Here is an 18,017-nt window from a genome sequence, read left to right on the forward strand (position 1 = left end):
GCGCAGTGCCACCGATGTCTCCTCCACAGCTGCTCCGGGTGCGATGATGGCCCCCGGCCTATCGGGAACCATGCTGTCATGATCGTGAGCCGGGCACTGTTGTCAGCGCCGGCAGGGAAGTCGGGAGGACGCTCGTGTTCTGGGTGATCGTGGTGGCGATGGCCGTCGTGGTCGGAGGCGCCGCGCTGGTGGCGCTCGGTGGGGGCGGCTCGCTGCCGGAGGCAGTGCAGGACCGCATCGCCGCCCGGCTGCCGCAGGACCGTCCGCTGAGCAGGGACGACGTGGACGGCATCCGGCTGCCGATGGCCGTGCGCGGCTACCGGATGGACGAGGTGGACGACGTCCTGGACCGGCTCGGCGCGGAACTCGCCTACCGGGACTCGCGGATCGCCGAACTGGAGGCCGCCACCGTGGTGCGCGGCGCCGTCGAGGCCACCGGCGGCCCGGACGCCGGGGCCGAACCGCTGCCCGGTCTGGAGGAGTTCGCCCAGGTCGTCGAGCCGGTCGTCACGCTGACCAAGGACCCCGAGGACGCGCGGCCGGCGGCGGAGCAGTGACCGACACCGGTGCGGTGCTCGGTGCGGACGGCCTGCGCCGCTGCGGCTGGGGCGACTCCACCGAGGACTACCGGGTCTACCACGACACCGAGTGGGGCCGACCGGTCCACGGCGACGACGCGCTGTTCGAGCGGGTCTGTCTGGAGGCCTTCCAGTCCGGCCTCTCCTGGATCACCATCCTGCGCCGCCGTGAGGGGTTCCGGGCCGCGTTCGAGGGCTTCGCGATCGACAAGGTGGCCGAGTTCGGCCCGGCCGACGTCGAGCGCCTGCTCGGCGACACCGGCATCATCCGCAACCGGGCCAAGATCGAGGCGTCCATCGCCAACGCGCGGGTCGCCCGCGACCTCGACGGCGGCCTGGACGCGCTGATCTGGCAGTACGCCGGTGATCCGGACCGCCCGGCCCCCCGCACCCTGGCGGAGGTGCCGGCCGTCACGCCCGAGTCGACGGCGCTGGCGAAGGCGCTCAAGAAGGCGGGCCTGCGCTTCGTCGGCCCGACCACCGCGTACGCGCTGATGCAGGCCTGCGGCCTGGTCGACGACCATCTGGCGGACTGCCACGTGCGGAGCGCCAAGCCCGCGGCCTAGGTCCGGCCGTCCGGGCCCGCTGACCCCGTCCGCGGGTGCCACCGGGCCCGGCCGGTGTCAGCGGCCCAGGTAGGCCGGCTTCTCCTTGGCGATGAACGCGCGGACCGCGATCCGGTGGTCCTCGCTGTCGCCGGCCAGCGTCTGCAGCTCGTCCTCCTTGTCGAGCAGCTCGTCCAGCGGGTGCGCGGCGCCGTAGGCCAGCGACTCCTTGATGGCGCCGTACGCCACCGTGGGGCCCTCGGCCAGCTCCTTGGCGAAGACCCGGGCGGTGGCGGCCAGCTCGGCGGCCGGGACGACCTTGGTGGCCAGGCCCAGCTCCATCGCCTCGGTGGCCTTCACCGTGCGCGGCAGCATCAGCAGCTCGGTCGCCCTGGCGTGCCCGACCAGCCGGGGCAGCGTCCACGAGGCGCCCGAGTCGGCGGTCAGCGCGATGCCGGCGAAGGCCGTGTTGAACCCGGCGGTGTCCGCGACGATCCGGAAGTCGCAGGCGAAGGCGAGCGAGGCGCCCGCGCCCGCCGCGACGCCGCCGACCGCCGCCACCGTCGGCTTGCGCATCCCGGCCAGCGCCCGGACCAGCGGGTTGTAGTGCTCGGCGACGGTCTTCAGCGCGCCCTCGCCGGTCTCCTCGGCCCGCTTGAGCAGGCCCAGGTGCTCCTTGAGGTCCTGCCCGACGCAGAACGCCCGCTCACCGGCGCCGGTGAGCAGCACCGCCCGCACCGCCCGGTCCTCGGCCGCGGCGATCACGGTGTCACGCAGCGCCACCTTGGTGGCGGTGTCCAGCGCGTTCATCGCCTCGGGGCGGTTGATGGTGATGACGGCCAGGCCACCGTCCAGCTCGTACAGCACGGAATCGGACATGGGCGAGGGGCTCCCTTGCGATCGTCACAGCTCGGTCGTGTGTCAGGATGCCGGAGCGCACGGCCGGGTGGGGAGTGTGAGGTATCGCACCTTTCGGCGGCGTGCCGACCGCCGCCGCGCCGGGGCTTATGGCAGGAAATGTGGCGCTTGAAGCCGGTCCGGCCCTGGATGCACCGAGAGTGATGTTGGTCATCAGGCCGTGGCATGCGGGATAATGGCTTCCGATCAATGCGTTCGATACCGGCGGTGGACGGACTGCCGGTGCGTAGCTGAGCGGTTGCAGGAAGGGGAACGAGCATGGCGGCCATGAAGCCGCGGACGGGTGACGGCCCGCTCGAAGTCACCAAAGAGGGGCGGGGCATCATCATGCGCGTTCCGCTCGAAGGCGGCGGACGCCTTGTGGTGGAGCTCACGCCTGACGAGGCCGACGCCCTGGGCGAGGCGCTGAAGAAGGCCTGCGGCTGACCGCAGCGGATGCTCCCCATCTCCCTGGAGATGTGCCGCCGGGCCCGGGTCCGACACCACGTCGGCCCGGGCTCTGTGGTGTCCGGGGCCGCTCCGGTGTTGTTCCCGGAGCCGGAGCCCCCGGGGTCGGCGACCCCGGTCAGCGCTTGACGGCGCAGAGCAGACCGTCCGACACCGGCAGCAGCGCCGGTAGCAGGGAGTCGCTCTCCCGGACGTCCCGGACCAGGTCGCGCACCGCGTGCGTCTGCGGGTCCTGCTGCTCGGGCTCGGCCAGCCGGCCCTCCTGGAAGACACCCTCGAAGCAGACCATCCCGCCCGGCCGCAGCAGCCGCAGCGACTCGGCCAGGTACTCCCGCGACTCCGCCGGGTCCCCGTCGCAGAACACCAGGTCGTACTGGCCGTCGGCGAGCCTCGGCAACACGTCCAGGGCCCGGCCCGGTATGAAGCGCGACCGGTTCGCCGCGAACCCGGCCGCCTGGTAGGCCTCCCGGGCCAGCTGCTGGCGGACCGGTTCCGAGTCCACCGTGGTGAGCACGCCGTCCGGGCGCATCCCGCGCAGCAGGTAGACGCCGGAGACGCCCGTCCCGGTGCCGATCTCCGCCACCGCCTTGGCGTCCAGCGCGGCCGCCAGCAGCCGCAGACAGGCCCCGCCCCCGGGGCCGATCGCCCTGACGCCGGTTCGCGCGGACTGCGCCCGGGCGTAGGTCAGCACCGCGTCCTCGCCGACGAAGGTGTCGGAGAGGGCCACGCGCGCGGGCCCGAACTCGCTGATGGCTGCCTCTTTCGGAGCCCCGGGCCTTGGCCCGGTGCCGAGCGGAAGTCGATATTTCCTGGCACAGATTACTGGCCGGGCGGGAACCGCGTACGGCGGCGGGCCGTTGCTGAGGAAGGGACCGGGTAACGGATACCCCCGGGATACCCCCCGGGCACTTTTATCCGGGCTTGACGGGTGAGGTGGATATGGTGGTGGCCCTGCTGGGCAGAAGAGCCAACCGAGGAGGTGTGGCCGAGGGCGACGTCCCTGTGCGGCGGCACTCCCGCGGCACCGCGTCAGCCCGTACGCCGAAGCCCGTGATGAACCAGTCTGCGCATTCCACCCTGGACCAGCCGGCCGCCGCGACGCCGGCCGCCGGTACCACCGAGGCACCCGCCGCCCTCGCGAGCTTCGCCGAGGGGCCCGACGCGCAGACCTGGACTCCGCCCTCCTGGGAGGAGATCGTCGAGGCGCACAGCGCCCGCGTCTACCGCCTCGCCTACCGCCTGACGGGCAACCAGCACGACGCCGAGGACCTCACCCAGGAGGTCTTCGTCCGGGTGTTCCGTTCGCTGTCGACCTACACCCCCGGCACCTTCGAGGGCTGGCTGCACCGGATCACCACCAACCTGTTCCTGGACATGGTCCGCCGACGCCAGCGCATCCGCTTCGACGCGCTCGGCGACGACGCGGCCGAGCGCCTGGCCAGCCGCGAGCCCAGCCCGGCCCAGCACTTCAGCGACACCCACTTCGACGCCGACGTCCAGCAGGCGCTGGACACCCTCGCCCCGGAGTTCCGCGCCGCCGTGGTGCTCTGCGACATCGAGGGCCTCTCCTACGAGGAGATCGCGGCCACGCTCGGCGTCAAGCTCGGCACCGTCCGCAGCCGCATCCACCGCGGCCGCTCGCACCTGCGCGCCGCGCTGAAGCACCGTGCCCCCGGCGCGGCCCCGGGCCGTGAGCGCCGGGGCGGCTCCGAGGAGCCGCTGCCGGTGCCGGTCGGCGCCGTCGCGGGTGAGGCCACGGGGGCGCCGGGCGGGCGCGGACGGAGGCGATCGTGAGCGGAACCGGCCGGTCGGGACCGGGTCGGCCGGACGCTCCCGGCAAGGGCGCCGCCTGGCGCGCCGGCTGGCCCCAGCTGGGCCGGCGCGGCCACGAGGACGGTGCCGACGACCCGCTGCCGCCCGCCGCGGCCCTGCCGGGCGAGGCCTCGCTGCGCGCGGTCGCCGTCAAGCCCGCCGAGCCCGCCGCGGAGGAGCACCATCTCGGCGAGCGGCTCTCCGCCTTCGTGGACGGTGAGCTCGGCCACGACTCCCGTGACCGCGTCCAGGCCCACCTCGCGACCTGCCCGCAGTGCCTCGCCGAGGCCGACGAGGGCCGCGCCGTGAAGCACCTGCTGACCCGTACCGGTACCCCCGGCCCCTCCTCCGCGCTGATGTCCCGGCTGATGGCCGTCGGGGCGCTCCAGGACGAGGAACCCGCCGCCGACCGACCGCGCCGGGACGACGACGACCTGCCCGGCGGCGGACTGCCCGCCGCCTGGGGAGCGACCCGGCCGGAGGCCGGGGGCGGCACCCTCGGCGGCAGTCGGCTGAACGGCGGCTCCTTCGGCCGCGGCGCGGGCGCCTTCGGTGCGGGCGCGCTCGGTGCCGACGCACCGGTGCCCGGTATCGACCCCAGGGCGTTCGGGCGCGGCAGCTCGGTGCTCCGCCCCCTGATGGGCCGGCGCTCCGGCCGACCCGAGGCAGCCGCTCCGCAGCCGGCCGCGGCCGCCGCCGGACCGGTGGTGGTCCGGCAGGCACCGCCGCGCGGTCGCCGGTTCGTCTTCGCCGCCGCCGGGGCCTTCTCGGTCGCCGCGGTGACGCTGGGCGGGGTCGGTGGTTTCGCCGCGCCGAGCGACGACCAGCACGGCACCACGGTGAGGCCGGCCGGCAACCCCGACCGCGGCGGCGGCTACGCCCCGATGAAGGCGCAGGTCCCGGTGGACTTCCCGGTCCGCCCGGTGGCGGCCACCCGCAGCGCGACCCCGCCGCAGATCGTGCCGGACCGCACTCCGAGCTCGGGTCTCGCCGGGTTGCACCAGGAGAACCGGTAGCGCACGCCGGTCGTACGGCGGTGGCCATCGGCGGGTCTTCACCACGGCTTCATCACAGTGTGGGTCCAGACCCGACGGTGGCCATTACGCTGTAGGAACCGTTGTCCGACGAGCTGAGGGAGCTTAGGTGTTCAGCGACGTAGGCGGGCTGGAGATCCTGACTCTGGTCATCATGGCCATCGTGATCTTCGGCCCGGACAAGCTGCCGAAGCTGATCCAGGACACCATGGGCTTCATCAAGAAGGTCCGCTCCTTCGCCGACTCGGCGAAGGAGGACATCCGCAGCGAGCTGGGCCCGGAGTTCAAGGACTTCGAGTTCGAGGACCTCCACCCCAAGACCTTCGTCCGCAAGCAGCTCATGGGCGGCCAGGAGGACCCGCTGGGCCTCAAGGAGATCCGGGACAGCCTGGACATCCGCTCGGTGCTGGACGACAAGCCCGCCGCCACGGTGAACGGGCAGGGCCGCACCGGCACGGTCAGCATGGACAAGTCCGGCGCCGTGGGCGCCGCGGGGGCGGCCTCCACCGGCGCCGTGCTCCAGCCCGGCGAGCGCCCCCCGTTCGACCCGGACGCGACGTAACCCGCCCGTTCGGCACGCCCCGCCCGCCCGGCGGGGGACACCCGACTCCACGCCACCGCCCCGCCCGGCCGCACGGCTGAGCGGGGCGGTGGCGTGTGCGCCGCTATTGTGCTGATTGTTCCCGCTGTGCCGTCGGTCACTTCCGGTCGCTTCCGGACCGAAGGCACCCGGCGGGGACGCCGCGGTACGCCACGATGGGAGCGCGCCACGGCAGGGAATCTGGTTGAGGAGGTCCGGGGATGGACGCGACGAGTCATGCGGTGGGAACGGCGACGGCCGACGGCCCGACGGTCGGCGGACAGGCTCGCCCGGCGGACCCACTGGTCCCCTACCTGTCGGCGGACTTCCCCTGGTACGGACTGGACGACGGCTGGACCGGCCGCCGCTACCTGATGCAGGCCGGCGCAGGCGGCCCGCGGGCCGGGGCGACCGGCACCGTGGACTACGGCACCCTCGGCCACGGCGAGGAGCCCGCCCGGCAGTACGAGCCGCGCGACATGCGCAAGTTCGCCGTGGTCGTCACGGTGGCCCGCCGGGACAGCCGCCGCAGCGCCGACAACACCGGGACGCTGGAGGCGACCTCGGCCTCCTCCGCCGCCTGGCTGGCCGGCTCCGGCCTGCTCGCCGCCACCTGGCCGGGCCAGCTGGACCGCGCGCTGCGCCAGGACTGGCTGGACCAGCAGAGCACCCTCGCCTGGGACCTCGCCGACGACCTGGCCGGTCCCGGCTGGTCCACCCTCAGCCTGCCGGTGAACGGTCTGCCGCAGCCGTTCCGCTACCGGGAGTCCGAGTACGGCTGGGTCCTCGCGGGCGAGGCCCCCGGCGTCCTCCTCGGTGCCTACGGCCGCGGCGTCAGCGCCTACGGCACCGGCTTCTCCACCGTTCCCGACCTGGCCGCCTACACCCGCCCGTAGCCCCGCGAACCCGCGGCCCCGCGAGCCCGGCCGGGACCGGCACGCGCCCGGACAGCGCGAAGGGCCGGGCAGTCGCCCGGCCCTTCGCGGATGATCAGAACTTGTTCTTCGGCGTGAGCCCGAGGGAGAGGCCGGAGAGGCCGCGCTGGCGGCCGCCGAGCTTGCCCGCGACGGAGCGCAGGGCGGTGCCGGCGGGGGAGTCGGGCGCGGCGAGCACGACCGGGCGGCCGTCGTCGCCGCCCTCGCGCAGCCGGACGTCGATCGGGATCGAGCCGAGCAGCGGCACGGTGGCGCCGACGGTGCGGGTGAGCGCGTCCGCGACGATCTGGCCACCGCCGGTGCCGAACACGTCGATCATCTCGTCGCAGTGCGGGCAGGGCATGCCGGACATGTTCTCGATCACGCCGACGATCTTCTGGTGCGTCTGTACCGCGATGGTGCCGGCCCGCTCGGCCACCTCGGCGGCGGCCATCTGCGGGGTGGTGACGATCAGGATCTCCGCGTTCGGGACCAGCTGCGCGACCGAGATCGCGATGTCGCCGGTGCCGGGCGGCAGGTCCAGCAGCAGGACGTCGAGGTCGCCCCAGTACACGTCGGCGAGGAACTGCTGCAGCGCGCGGTGCAGCATCGGGCCGCGCCAGACCACCGGGGCGTTGCCGGGGGTGAACATGCCGATCGAGATGACCTTCACGCCGTTCGCCTGCGGCGGCATGATCATGTCCTGGACCTGGGTGGGACGGCCCTCGACACCCAGCATCCGCGGCACGCTGTGGCCGTAGATGTCGGCGTCCACCACGGCGACCTTCAGGCCGTCCGCGGCCATCGCGGCCGCCAGGTTCACCGTCACGGAGGACTTGCCGACGCCGCCCTTGCCGGAGGCGACCGCGTAGACGCGGGTCAGCGTGCCGGGCTTGGCGAACGGGATCTCGCGCTCCGGGGCGCCGCCGCGCAGCAGCTGGGAGAGCTCCTTGCGCTGCTCGTCGCTCATCACGTCGAGCTCGACCTCGACGCCGGTCACCCCGGGGACCTTGCCGACCGCTTCGCGGACCCGGGTGACGATGGTGTCGCGCATCGGGCAGCCGGAGACGGTGAGGTAGACCGCGACGCGGACCTCGCCGCTCTCGGCGATCCCGACCGATTTCACCATGCCGATCTCGGTGATCGGGCGGTTGATCTCCGGGTCGTTCACGGTCGCCAGCGCCTGGCGTACGGACTCCTCCGTGACGCCGGCCGCGACCTCTGTCTCGTTGGCCATGCCTTGATGGTACGGCGCCGGGCGTACCGCTTAACCCGTCGGTAGCGTGCTGCCGGTCACAGCCTGTCCGCGCTCTCCCGGCGCTCGTCGATCTCCCTGAGCAGGGACTGCAGTTCGGACCGGACGCTGCCCAGCTCGGAGGCGATGAAGGCCCTGGTGGCGACCTCGCCCAGGCCCTGGCGCAGCGCCGCGACCTCCCGGGTCAGGTACTCGGTGTCGGCGATGTTCCGGTCGCTGCGGGCGCGGTCCTGCTCCATGTTGACGCGGTCCCGGTCGTCCTGCCGGTTCTGCGCCAGCAGGATCAGCGGTGCCGCGTACGAGGCCTGCAGCGAGAGCATCAGGGTGAGGAAGATGAACGGGTAGTCGTCGAAGTGGACCTGGTCCGGCAGCACGGTGTTCCAGCCCACCCAGACGACCACCACGACCGTCATCCAGACGATGAACCGGCCGGTGCCGAGGAAGCGCGCGATCCGCTCGGAGAGCTTGCCGAAGGCCTCCGGGTCGTAGGTCGGCAGGGTGATCAGGCCCGGGCGGGTGGTGCGCGGCTGGTCGAGCCGGGAGCGGGCGGGGACGCCGGCCGAGGGCTCGCCGCGCCGGTCCCGGGCACCCTCGCGGGTGCGCAGTTCGCGCAGCTGCCGCAGTTGGCGCAGTTCGCCCTGCAGGCGCTGGCGGGGGCTGTCGTCCCGTCGGCCCTTGCGGTCAGCGTCCACCGGTCACCTCTCGCTCGTCGTCCAGTCCGTGCAGCGCGGCCTCGCGCCAGTCCTCCGGCAGCAGGTGGTCGAGCACGTCGTCGACGGTCACCGCGCCGACCAGGTGGTCCGCCTCGTCGACCACGGGCGCCGCGACCATGTTGTACGTCGCCAGGTAGCTGGTGATCAGCGGCAGCGGGGTGTTCGGCGGCAGTGGGTCGAGGTCGTCGTCCACCAGTGAGCCGACCAGGGTGTACGGGGGTTCGCGCAGCAGCCGCTGGAAGTGCACGGTGCCCAGGTACTTGCCGGTCGGCGTCTCGTTCGGCGGGCGGCAGACGAAGACCTGGGCGGCCAGCGCCGGCTTGTTGTCGGAGATCCGGACCCGGGCCAGTGCCTCGGCCACCGTGGCGTCCGGCTCCAGCACGATCGGCTCGGTGGTCATCAGACCACCGGCGGTGTTCTCCTCGTACGTCAGCAGCCGGCGGACCGGTTCGGCCTCGTCCGGCTCCATCAGCTGGAGCAGCCGCTCGGCCTCGTCGCCGGGCAGTTCGGAGAGCAGGTCGGCGGCGTCGTCCGGGTCCATCGCCTCCAGGACGTCGGCGGCCCGCTCGTCCTTCAGCTTGCCGATGATCTCGACCTGGTCGTCCTCGGGCAGTTCCTCCAGCACGTCGGCGAGCCGCTCGTCGTCGAGTGCGGCGGCCACCTCGGCGCGGCGCTTGGCGGAGAGGTGGTGCATGACGTTGGCCAGGTCGGCGGGGCGCAGCTGGTCGAAGGTCGCGAGCAGGTTGGCGGCGCCCTGGCCCTCCTCGGCGAGGGCGAAGCCGGTGACGTCCTTCCAGGCCAGGGTGAGCGACTCGCCCTTGCCCTTGCGCAGCCGGCCGACCCGGCCGACCTGGACGAACACCTTGCTGATCTCCCACTCGCGCAGCCGGGTCTGCACCATCGCGACGTCCAGGACGGTGACGTCCTGGCCGGTCTTGGTCCAGGTGACGGTGCGGTCCAGCAGCTCGCCGAGGACGAGGGTCTCGGAGGGGCGCTGTTCGAAGCGGCGCATGTTGATCACGCCGGTGGTGAGCACCTGACCGGACTCCAGGCTGGTCACCCTGGTCATCGGCAGGAAGATCCGGCGGCGGCCGATCACCTCGACCACCAGTCCGAGCACCCGGGGCGGTCGGCCGCCGAGCCGGAGCGTGACCACCACGTCGCGGACCCGGCCGACCTGGTCGCCGTTCGGATCGAACACGGCGATGCCGGAGAGGTGTGAGATGAAGACCCGGCTGCCTGCCCCTGCCATGGACTCCCCACCTCGTCCGACGCCCGGAGGGGCGTCGGGCACGCCCCGCGGCCAAGGCTACCCGCGCCTTCCGCGCCCGGCCCGACGAGCCACGACGTGGCGTCCGCGGCCGGTCGCGGACCGGGGCGGCGCGCCGCGGGCTCAGCTCTTGCGGCGCTTGAACAGCAGCTTCGGGAGGCCGGCCGGGATCGGCCGGCGGGTGGTGGCGGAGGTGGGCATCGGCGCGACGGCGTGGGACTCGTCGGGCATGGCGTCCGGGCGCTCGGTGAGCAGGTCGGGGCCCGCGCCGGCCGGCTCCAGCCGGAGCACCCGGCACTCGCGGGCCCAGCGGTCGGTGATGGTGTCGGTGTCGGGCGCGTTCAGCCGCTTGCCCTTGAGTTCCTCGACGGCGCCGAGCCAGGCCTCGCTCCTCGGCGCCGGTTCGACGACCCGGGCCGTCCAGCCGGTCAGCCGGCCGCCCTTGTCCTTGCTGCGGACCGTCACCGTCGCGCCCGCGCCGGCGGTCAGACCGTGCAGCGGCTGCTCGCCGCCGTCGCCGACCACGACCACCGCGCCGTCGTGCCAGGCGTGCCAGAGCGGCCGGCTCTGCTCCTGGCCGTCCGCGCGCACCCAGAGCAGGCCGGACTTCTTCGCGGCCTCCTCCAACAGGGCCCGGTCGAGGAAGTCGGCGGCGGTGGCGGCTGCGGCGGGCGTACGGTCCATGGCGGACAGCGTACGGCCTGCGGGTCCACGGGGTGTCTCACGCGTCGGGCGACAGTTCCGTGGCAGCCGCACGGGCCTTACCTTAGGAGCCGCCCGACTCCCACCCCGAGCCCGAGGAGCACCGTGCCCGCCCGGCCCGAGACCGCAGCCCCGTCCACCGCGTCCGACGCCTCCGCGGCGGCGCCGACGCCTCCGCTCCCCAGGCTCGACCTGCTGCTGCTCGCCGTCTCGGTCTCCGGCATCTCGCTCTCCGCGCCGCTGATCAGCGCCACCGCCGCACCCGCCCTGGCGATCGCCTTCTGGCGCAACGTCATGTCGGTCGGCGTGCTGGGGCCGTACGCGCTGCTGCGGCACCGGGCCGAGCTGCGCGGGATCGGCCGCCGGGCCCTGCTGCTGGCGGTGGCGGCCGGTGCGCTGCTCGCCGTGCACTTCGCGCTCTGGATGCCGAGCCTGCGGATGACCTCGGTGGCCTCGGCGACGGCGCTGGTGACCACCACTCCGCTCTGGACCATCCTGCTGATGCGGCTGCGCGGGGTGCGGGCGCCCCGCGCGGTCTGGATCGGGATGACGGTGGCCTTCGCCGGTGTGCTGGTGCTCACCGGGGTCGACCTCACGCTCTCGCCGCGCGCCCTGCTGGGGGACGCGCTGGCGCTCGGCGCGGGCCTCGCCGCGGCCGGCTACATGCTGCTGGGGGCCGAGGTCCGCAGGACCGTCAGCACCACGGCCTACACCCTGGTCTGCTACGCCACCACGGCGGTCGTCCTGCTGGTGGTCTGCCTGGCCGCCAGGACGTCGATGTCCGGGTGGCCGGCCGGCGTCTGGTGGCAGATCGTGCTGCTGATGGTCACCGCCCAGCTGCTCGGCCACTCGCTCAGCAACCGGGTGGTGCGCACCCTGGGCCCGTCCCTCACGTCCACCGCGATCCTGTTGGAGACCCCGGGCGCCGCGCTGATCGCGGCGCTCTGGCTCGGCCAGTGGCCCCCGGTGGCCGCCTACCCGGCGGTGGTGCTGATCCTGTTGGGCCTGGTCCTGGTGGCCCGGGGCGGCCGGCGGTAGCGGCGGGCTACAGCCAGCCGTTGCGGCGGAAGCCGCGGTACATCCCGACGCAGATCAGGACGACGCTGCCGAGCACCATCGGATAGCCGTACTTGTGGTGCAGCTCCGGCATGTAGTCGAAGTTCATGCCGTAGACGCCGGTGATCATGGTGGGCACGGCGAAGATCGCCGCCCAGGCGGTGATCTTGCGCATGTCCTCGTTCTGCGCGACCGAGACCTGCGCCAGGTTGGCCTGGAGCAGCGAGTTCAGCAGTTCGTCGAATCCGTGCACCTGCTCGGTGACCCGGGCGAGGTGGTCGGCGACGTCCCGGAAGTACTTCTGGATGTCCGGGTCGACCAGCCGCTGGAGCGGCTCGGAGAGCTGCTGCATGGGCCGCAGCAGCGGCGTCACCGCCCGCTTGAACTCCAGGACCTCGCGCTTGAGCTGGTAGACCCGGCCGACGTCGGTGCCCCGGCCGCCCTTGTTGGAGAAGACGTCGAACTCGATCTCGTCGACGTCCGTCTGCAGCCGGTCGGCGACCAGCAGGTAGTTGTCCACCACGTGGTCGGCGATGGCGTGCAGCACCGCGGAGGGGCCCTTGGTCAGCAGCCCGGCGCCGTCCGAGTCGGCCTCCAGCCGGTGCCGCAGCTCCTGCAGCGAACTGTGCCCGCCGTGCCGGACGGTGATGACGAAGTCCCGCCCGGCGAAGACCATCAGCTCGCCGGTCTCGACCACCTCACTGGTCGGGGTGAGCTGGTCGTGCTCGACGTAGCGGATCGTCTTGAAGACGGCGAACAGGACGTCGTCGTACCGCTCGACCTTGGGCCGCTGGTGCGCGTGGACGGCGTCCTCGACCGCCAGCGGGTGCAGGCCGAAGCGCTGCGCGATCCCCTCGAACTCGGCCTCGGTCGGCTCGTGCAGCCCGATCCAGCTGAACGATCCGGCGCCGTCCGGGAGTTGCTGCGAGGCCTTGACGCGACGGGCCGCCTCGCGCGGGCTGCAGCTCTCACCGTGCCGCTTGCCGGACTGGTACACCGCGCAGTCCACCACGGCGGAGGTGGACTGGCCCGGGTGGATCGAGTCGAACAGGCCGGCCGCGGAACGGCGGCGGTTGGTGCGGACGGCTGCGCGCAGGCTGTTGATCATCGACATGGCAGGCTCCCTGGGCAGGAACCGCCGCACGGCGGCGCGGTGACGGGTGGCCGTGGTGCGACGGCATGGAACACCGGTGGAATGACGCCTGCGGTCGGTCCTCGGCCTTGCTGGGGCTCGCGCTGGAACGACCGGACGCCGGTGAGGGTGCTCTCCCGGCCGGGCCGACTCCGCCTCGATCGTCTCGGTGGACGCGGCTGCTGTGCCGGCTACTGGTGCCGCTGTTTCAGCCTGCGAGGCGAGGGGTACGGGGAAGGCGTCCGGGCCGGGTAGAGCTGCCGGTACTGCATGGTCGGCTGGTATCCACCGCAACCACCTCCTTCACGCCGCTGCCCCGGAGAGAGGATCCCCGGTGGCCAGTCGCTCACACTAACATCTGACCGGGCATCGTCGCTGCGACGTTCTCCTGGTGGTCCTGCCGGCGCCACGGCCGCACCGGTTACGCTCACCGGCATGGCGCACGACTTCCCGCTCTTCGGTGACCCTTCCGGCGGCTCCCACGACCCGGCCGGCCCCTCCCGGGAGGCGGTGCTGGTCGCCGTCGAGGCCCGGCTGCTGACCACCTTCGGCGAACCGAGCGGCCGTGCCGCGGTCACCTTCCTCGGCGCGGACCGGATCGAGGTGCTGCGCTTCGGCCCGGACGCCGACGGCCTGCTCCGCTACGCCACGCTCGGGATGGCCGCCGCGCCGATGGCGGACCCGACCGCGCCGGTCGCCGACCAGATCCGCGGCCCGCGCGCCGAACTGGTGCTGACGGTCCGTGGGGCCCGCGACAGCGTGCTCCGGACCCTGGCCACCTTCGCCGCGACACCGCAGGTGGAGGGTCTGGTGCTGGCCCCCGGCGGGTCGCTGGACCTCGGTGCCCCGCTCTGGGACGGCGCCCCGTTCACCTCGGTGCTGGCCGCCGAGCCGGGCGGCCTGGTGGCGGATCTGGAGCTGGACGCGCCGGCCGACCCGGTGCGGTTCCTGCCGCTGCTGCCGATGACGCCCAACGAGGCCGGCTGGAAGCGGGTGCACGGCGCGGCCGCGCTGGAGGAGCGCTGGCTGAAGCACGGCACCGATCTGCGGGACGCCGACCGCCGCGGGGTTCCGCTGGACTGACGCCCGGTCGCCGGCCCCCGGGCGGCGGCGCCCCGGGGCGTGCGTCACCGCGGTGCCCGGCCGTACGCTCCCGCACGCCCGCGTGTCCGGTCGGGCGGGCTCAGCCCTCGATCGGCTTCGCGCCGGTGGCCTGGGCCAGCAGCGCCTCGTAGACGGCGGGGTCCGTGGTGTGCTCGCCGAGCCGGACGGTCTTGCGCCCGCCGTGGTAGTCGCTGGAGCCGGTGGTCAGCAGCCCGAGGTCGGCGGCCAGCCCGCGCAGCCGGGCCCGGGTGGGCTCGTCGTGGTCGGTGTGGTCGACCTCCAGCGCCGCGAGTCCGGCCGCCGCGAGGTCCGCGATCACCTGGTCGGAGACGGTCCGCCCGCGCTTGACCGCGCCCGGGTGGGCGAAGACCGGTACCCCGCCCGCCGCCCGGACCAGCCGGACGGCCTCGGCCGGGTCCGTCTCGTGCTTGCGCACGTCCGCCCGCCCGCCGTTGGCCAGCCAGTCCGCGCTGAAGGCGTCGGAGACGGTGGCCACCACGCCCGCCTCGACCAGGGCGCTGGCGATGTGCGGCCGGCCGACCGAGCCGGTCCCCGCGATCCGCTGAACCTGCTCCCAGCTGATGTCGGCGCCCAGCGCGCGGCAGCGCTCGACGACCGCCCGCCCGCGCCGGAACCGGTCGGTGCGCACCAGCTCGCGCTCGCTCGCGAAGGCCGGCTCGGCCGGGTCGAACAGGTAGGCCAGCAGGTGCAGGCTGATGCCGTCCACCGCGCAGGACAGCTCGGCGCCCGGGACGAGGGTCAGCCGGGTGCCGGCCGGCAGCGCGCGGACCGCCTGGGCGGCCTCGGCGTGGCCGCCCACCGTGTCGTGGTCGGTGAGCGCCACCACGTCCAGTCCCGCGGCGGCCGCCGCCGCGACCAGCTCGGCCGGGCTGTCGGTGCCGTCGGACGCGTTGCTGTGGGCGTGCAGATCGATGCGCACGGAGTCGGCTCCTGGGGTGGGCGGCGGGTGCCGCCCAGGATAGTGCGGGCGCCCGCGGGGCCGTCAGCCGAGCAGCTGGGGGGAGAGCGCGCCGCAGGGCAGCAGGTCCAACTCGGCGCCGGCCTCGCGCAGGTCGGTGAGGACCAACTCGTCGTACATCACCAGGGCCGACTGTTCCGGCCAGGCCACCGCCCACAGCCAGAGACCGCGGGCCTCGCCCACGAACACCGCGCGGTCGGGCGGCGCGTCCGGCACGTGGAACATCGGCGTGGGCCGCCCGGCCGCCATCAGCTTGGCGTCGGCGGGCTTGTAGAGCGAGACGGACTCACCCGGGTCGGGGCCGGACAGGCCCGCGTACCGCGCGCCGAGCCCGACGCCGAGCTCCTCGGCGACCAGCACCAGCTCCCCGAAGCCGCCCAGCGGCGCGGGGCCGGAACACGCGACGGCGGTGGCCCGGGCGCCCGAGACATCGTCGCCGACGTGCGCGATACCGGTGTAGAGCCAGCCGACCGGAAGCGGCCAGGGCAGCCAGACCGGGACCTGGGAACGGGCGACGGCGACGCCGAGCGCCTCCACGCTCGGGGGCAGCACCGGCTGCATCGGGTGCACGGCTCCGTGTCGGTCGCACTGCCAGGTGTCGGAGAACAGACCGGGGGCGCGGACCCGACCGGCGCACCTCGGGCAGCTAGGCTCGCCCCTCATAGCCGACAACGCTCCTCCCTCCGGACCGCCGCGTCAAGGACGGTCACCCGTACGGAGGGCGCGGCGGCACCTGTCGGTGGCGGGCACCCGTCCGGCGCCGGGTGGGGCGCGTCGCGGACGGTTCCCGCTAGGGGATGTCCGGCGGCGGGCGGCGGCAAACGTCGGCGCCACCGTGCGGCGGGCGACCCCGGACGCACTGACGCCCCGTCAACGGCGATCGCGGTGACAGGGCGTCAGTCGGGTATCGGAACGTCGGGATCGGACGCTCCCGGCTCTTCGGCGGCGGGTGAGGGCTCCCGGTCGGAGGCGCCGCGCTGGGTCAGACGGTCGGGCACGGACGGATGAGCAGGCGCTCGCCGGTGCGGGCGGCGGCCTGGACGAGTTCGCGGACGGTTTCGGCGTCGGCGATCACGCGGTCGGTGGCGGTGCCGTGGGTGTCGTCCAGTCGGAGGATCTCGAAGCGCATGGGCCTCTCCTTCTCTGGCCCCGTCGGGCGGGGCGGTCGTGGCTGAGTGGGTATCAGCTCTTTCTCGGTCCGTCGGTTCGAACGGTCGACGATCTGCTGAGGCAAAGGGGCTCCCCCTGCTTGCCAAGTGCGTCTGGTGCCTCGTGAACCACTGTGTCGTGGTGCTGCTACCGGGCCGTTGCCCGTCCGTGAAGTCCAGGTTTCGGCGGATTGTCGCCAGCGTCGACAGCGACGATGATTCCCGGACAGAATCAAATATTACCGCAACTAACGATTTTTGTCCCGCACACTTTCCGCCGCGGCGGGCGGGAACCCGGCCACGGAGCGGGTGTCCGGGGGGCGGGGGCGGGGCCCGGCTCAGCCCCAGAAGTCCAGCAGGGCCTCGGTGGTGGCGGCCGGCCGCTCGGCGTTGGGGGAGTGTCCGGCGTCCTCGACCACCACGCGGCGGGCGCCCAGCCGCTCGGCCATCCGGGTCTGCTCCGGTACCGGCCAGGCGTAGTCCCGGACCCCGGAGAGCACCAGGGCCGGCAGTGCGGAGGCGGTCGCGGCCAGCTCGTCCACCCGGTCGGGTGCGGCGATCAGATGGGCGCCGGTGGTGGCGAGCGCCTGCGGCACGTTGGCCACCCAGCGGCGGTGCAGGAACGCGGCGACCTCGGGCGACGGCCGGCGCGCCCGGTCGCCGCCGGCCTGCTCCGCCTGCTGCTCCATCTGCTGGAGCACCTGCCAGATCTCCTCCAGGCTCATCGACGGCAGCACGGAGATCAGCAGCTTGGTCCGTTCCGCCTCGCCGGGCTCGATCGAGGCGGGCCCGGTGGACATCAGGGTCAGCGAGCTCCACGGCAGCGGTCCCTCGGCGGTGGCCGCGAGGACGGCCTCCCGGACCACCTGCCCGCCGAAGGAGTGGCCGAGCAGGTGCAGCGGCGTGGCGTCCTCGGCGAGCGCCGCGGAGAGCGCCCGGACGTCCGCGCCCAGGGCGTCGACGGCGTAGGCGGCCGGGTCGTCGGGCCCGCCGCTCTCGTACTGGCCGCGCTGGTCGACCGCGGTCACCCGGTAGCCGGCCGCGGCCAGCGGCTCCAGCAGCGCGATGAAGTCCTCCTTGCTGCCGGTGAACCCGGGGACCAGCAGGGCCGTCCCGCGTACCGCACCCGTCGGTTCGGCGCGCAGCGCGGCGAACTCCCCGCGCGCGGTCGCCACCCGCATCGCGCGGGCACAGCGGGGGAGGGTGAGGAACGGCGGCGTGCTCATGGGCGATCTCCTGCGGTGCGGCGGGGCGACTGGCCGGTAACCCCCGAGCGTAGCCGGGCGGACACGCCGGAGGGGGCGGCCCCGTCCTGTGTTGGACGGGGCCGCCCCCTCCGGGTGTCGCGGTGCCGGGATCAGCTCTCCGGCGTCGCCTCGGCGGCCGGGCGGCGGGTGCGGGTCCGACGGCGCGGGGCCGGGGCCTCGGCCGTGGCGTCCGCGCCGGCCTCGGGCGCCGGGGCGGCCTCGGCGGCCGGCTCGGCCTTCGCCTTGGCCCGCGAGCGGGTCCGCTTCACGGCCGGCTTCTCCTCGGACTTCGCCGGGGTCTGCTCCGTGACGGCGGCCGGAGCGGCCGCCTCGGCGACGGCGGTCTCGCCGGCGGCGCCGCGCGGGCGGCGACGGCGACGGCGCGGGGCCGCGCTCTCGCCCTCGGCACCCTCGACGGCCGGGGCCGCCGGGGTGTCGACCGCGGTGACGGCCTCGGCGGGCGCGTCGAGCAGCGCGTCCGCCGCGACCGAGGAACCACCGCGGGTGCGGCGGCGCTCGCGGGTGCGGCGGGCCGGCTTCTCCTCGGCCGGCTCGGCGGCCGGCTCCGCGGCGCGGCCGGTGC

The 18,017-nt window shown here is 74.1% G+C and carries 20 protein-coding genes and 1 pseudogene; 9 read left to right on the plus strand and 12 right to left on the minus strand.

Features of this window, described 5'->3' with window-relative positions; all coding sequences use genetic code 11:
- The first annotated feature begins 134 nt into the window (after positions 1 to 134).
- Together ACFXHB_RS24190 and ACFXHB_RS24195 are read left to right on the plus strand one after the other, a co-directional pair.
- Positions 135 to 557, plus strand: a complete 423-nt coding sequence (locus tag ACFXHB_RS24190) for a DivIVA domain-containing protein (RefSeq protein WP_380576688.1) — start codon at positions 135 to 137, stop codon at positions 555 to 557.
- A complete protein-coding gene (locus ACFXHB_RS24195) occupies positions 554 to 1,144 on the plus strand; it encodes a DNA-3-methyladenine glycosylase I (RefSeq protein ID WP_380576689.1) in 591 nt (196 codons plus the stop codon). The genes ACFXHB_RS24190 and ACFXHB_RS24195 overlap by 4 nt, the downstream gene beginning before the upstream one ends.
- A 57-nt stretch (positions 1,145 to 1,201) precedes the next feature.
- Here ACFXHB_RS24195 and ACFXHB_RS24200 read toward each other — a convergent pair whose 3' ends face one another.
- Complete coding sequence (locus tag ACFXHB_RS24200; protein WP_380576690.1) at positions 1,202 to 2,002, minus strand: enoyl-CoA hydratase-related protein; 801 nt, start codon at positions 2,000 to 2,002, stop codon at positions 1,202 to 1,204.
- Positions 2,003 to 2,299: 297 nt separating this feature from the next.
- Here ACFXHB_RS24200 and ACFXHB_RS24205 point away from each other — a divergent pair, with 297 nt between their 5' ends.
- Positions 2,300 to 2,467, plus strand: coding sequence for a DUF3117 domain-containing protein (locus ACFXHB_RS24205; protein ID WP_014137929.1), 168 nt, complete (start codon positions 2,300 to 2,302; stop codon positions 2,465 to 2,467).
- 139 nt (positions 2,468 to 2,606) lie between these two features.
- On the opposite strand, the gene ACFXHB_RS24210 is transcribed toward ACFXHB_RS24205, so the two are convergent.
- Entirely contained in the window at positions 2,607 to 3,215 is a 609-nt protein-coding gene (locus tag ACFXHB_RS24210; RefSeq protein WP_380576691.1) for an O-methyltransferase, read from the minus strand.
- Between the two features lie 326 nt (positions 3,216 to 3,541).
- On the opposite strand from ACFXHB_RS24210, the gene sigE reads away from it, so the two are divergent.
- The 4 genes from sigE to ACFXHB_RS24230 all read left to right on the plus strand — a co-directional run bounded on the left by sigE (position 3,542) and on the right by ACFXHB_RS24230 (position 6,810).
- Complete coding sequence (gene sigE / locus ACFXHB_RS24215; RefSeq protein ID WP_380576708.1) at positions 3,542 to 4,282, plus strand: RNA polymerase sigma factor SigE; 741 nt, start codon at positions 3,542 to 3,544, stop codon at positions 4,280 to 4,282.
- The gene (locus ACFXHB_RS24220) at positions 4,279 to 5,316 is read left to right on the plus strand and encodes a zf-HC2 domain-containing protein (RefSeq protein ID WP_380576692.1); all 1,038 of its coding nucleotides are present in this window, start codon (positions 4,279 to 4,281) and stop codon (positions 5,314 to 5,316) included. Before sigE ends, ACFXHB_RS24220 begins: the two co-directional genes overlap by 4 nt.
- A 127-nt stretch (positions 5,317 to 5,443) precedes the next feature.
- Positions 5,444 to 5,896, plus strand: coding sequence for a sec-independent translocase (locus tag ACFXHB_RS24225; protein WP_380576693.1), 453 nt, complete (start codon positions 5,444 to 5,446; stop codon positions 5,894 to 5,896).
- Between the two features lie 239 nt (positions 5,897 to 6,135).
- Positions 6,136 to 6,810, plus strand: coding sequence for a hypothetical protein (locus tag ACFXHB_RS24230; RefSeq protein WP_380576694.1), 675 nt, complete (start codon positions 6,136 to 6,138; stop codon positions 6,808 to 6,810).
- Positions 6,811 to 6,904: 94 nt separating this feature from the next.
- Here ACFXHB_RS24230 and ACFXHB_RS24235 read toward each other — a convergent pair whose 3' ends face one another.
- The 4 genes from ACFXHB_RS24235 to ACFXHB_RS24250 form a co-directional block, all read right to left on the minus strand.
- On the minus strand, positions 6,905 to 8,065 hold the full coding sequence (locus ACFXHB_RS24235) for an Mrp/NBP35 family ATP-binding protein (RefSeq protein WP_380576695.1): 1,161 nt from the start codon (positions 8,063 to 8,065) through the stop codon (positions 6,905 to 6,907).
- 56 nt (positions 8,066 to 8,121) lie between these two features.
- On the minus strand, positions 8,122 to 8,727 hold the full coding sequence (locus ACFXHB_RS24240; RefSeq protein ID WP_380576709.1) for a DUF1003 domain-containing protein: 606 nt from the start codon (positions 8,725 to 8,727) through the stop codon (positions 8,122 to 8,124).
- A gap of 37 nt (positions 8,728 to 8,764) precedes the next feature.
- Positions 8,765 to 10,048 carry a magnesium transporter MgtE N-terminal domain-containing protein gene (locus tag ACFXHB_RS24245; protein WP_380576696.1) on the minus strand — a complete coding sequence of 428 codons (1,284 nt, stop codon included), beginning with the start codon at positions 10,046 to 10,048 and terminating at the stop codon, positions 8,765 to 8,767.
- Positions 10,049 to 10,189: 141 nt separating this feature from the next.
- Positions 10,190 to 10,750: a hypothetical protein gene (locus ACFXHB_RS24250; RefSeq protein WP_380576697.1), complete on the minus strand. Its 561-nt coding sequence runs from the start codon at positions 10,748 to 10,750 to the stop codon at positions 10,190 to 10,192.
- A gap of 123 nt (positions 10,751 to 10,873) precedes the next feature.
- On the opposite strand from ACFXHB_RS24250, the gene ACFXHB_RS24255 reads away from it, so the two are divergent.
- Entirely contained in the window at positions 10,874 to 11,806 is a 933-nt protein-coding gene (locus tag ACFXHB_RS24255; RefSeq protein ID WP_380576698.1) for a DMT family transporter, read from the plus strand.
- 7 nt (positions 11,807 to 11,813) lie between these two features.
- Here ACFXHB_RS24255 and corA read toward each other — a convergent pair whose 3' ends face one another.
- A complete protein-coding gene (corA, locus tag ACFXHB_RS24260) occupies positions 11,814 to 12,938 on the minus strand; it encodes a magnesium/cobalt transporter CorA (protein WP_380576699.1) in 1,125 nt (374 codons plus the stop codon).
- A gap of 453 nt (positions 12,939 to 13,391) precedes the next feature.
- On the opposite strand from corA, the gene ACFXHB_RS24265 reads away from it, so the two are divergent.
- Positions 13,392 to 14,039 (plus strand): suppressor of fused domain protein, encoded by a 648-nt coding sequence (locus ACFXHB_RS24265; RefSeq protein ID WP_380576700.1) that lies wholly within the window; start codon positions 13,392 to 13,394, stop codon positions 14,037 to 14,039.
- 100 nt (positions 14,040 to 14,139) lie between these two features.
- Here ACFXHB_RS24265 and ACFXHB_RS24270 read toward each other — a convergent pair whose 3' ends face one another.
- From ACFXHB_RS24270 to ACFXHB_RS24290, 5 genes and pseudogenes are all read right to left on the minus strand, one after another.
- On the minus strand, positions 14,140 to 15,000 hold the full coding sequence (locus ACFXHB_RS24270) for a PHP domain-containing protein (protein WP_380576701.1): 861 nt from the start codon (positions 14,998 to 15,000) through the stop codon (positions 14,140 to 14,142).
- Positions 15,001 to 15,063: 63 nt separating this feature from the next.
- Positions 15,064 to 15,702, minus strand: a complete 639-nt coding sequence (locus tag ACFXHB_RS24275; protein WP_380576702.1) for a DUF6758 family protein — start codon at positions 15,700 to 15,702, stop codon at positions 15,064 to 15,066.
- A 319-nt stretch (positions 15,703 to 16,021) separates the two neighbouring features.
- Positions 16,022 to 16,168 carry a hypothetical protein gene (locus ACFXHB_RS24280; RefSeq protein WP_380576703.1) on the minus strand — a complete coding sequence of 49 codons (147 nt, stop codon included), beginning with the start codon at positions 16,166 to 16,168 and terminating at the stop codon, positions 16,022 to 16,024.
- A 357-nt stretch (positions 16,169 to 16,525) separates the two neighbouring features.
- Complete coding sequence (locus ACFXHB_RS24285; protein ID WP_380576704.1) at positions 16,526 to 17,413, minus strand: alpha/beta fold hydrolase; 888 nt, start codon at positions 17,411 to 17,413, stop codon at positions 16,526 to 16,528.
- A gap of 131 nt (positions 17,414 to 17,544) precedes the next feature.
- Positions 17,545 to 18,017, minus strand: a pseudogene (locus tag ACFXHB_RS24290) (hypothetical protein); the annotation flags it as partial.

The organism is Kitasatospora sp. NPDC059327, assembly GCF_042752535.1.
In the GTDB taxonomy this organism is placed as follows: Bacteria; Actinomycetota; Actinomycetes; order Streptomycetales; family Streptomycetaceae; genus Kitasatospora.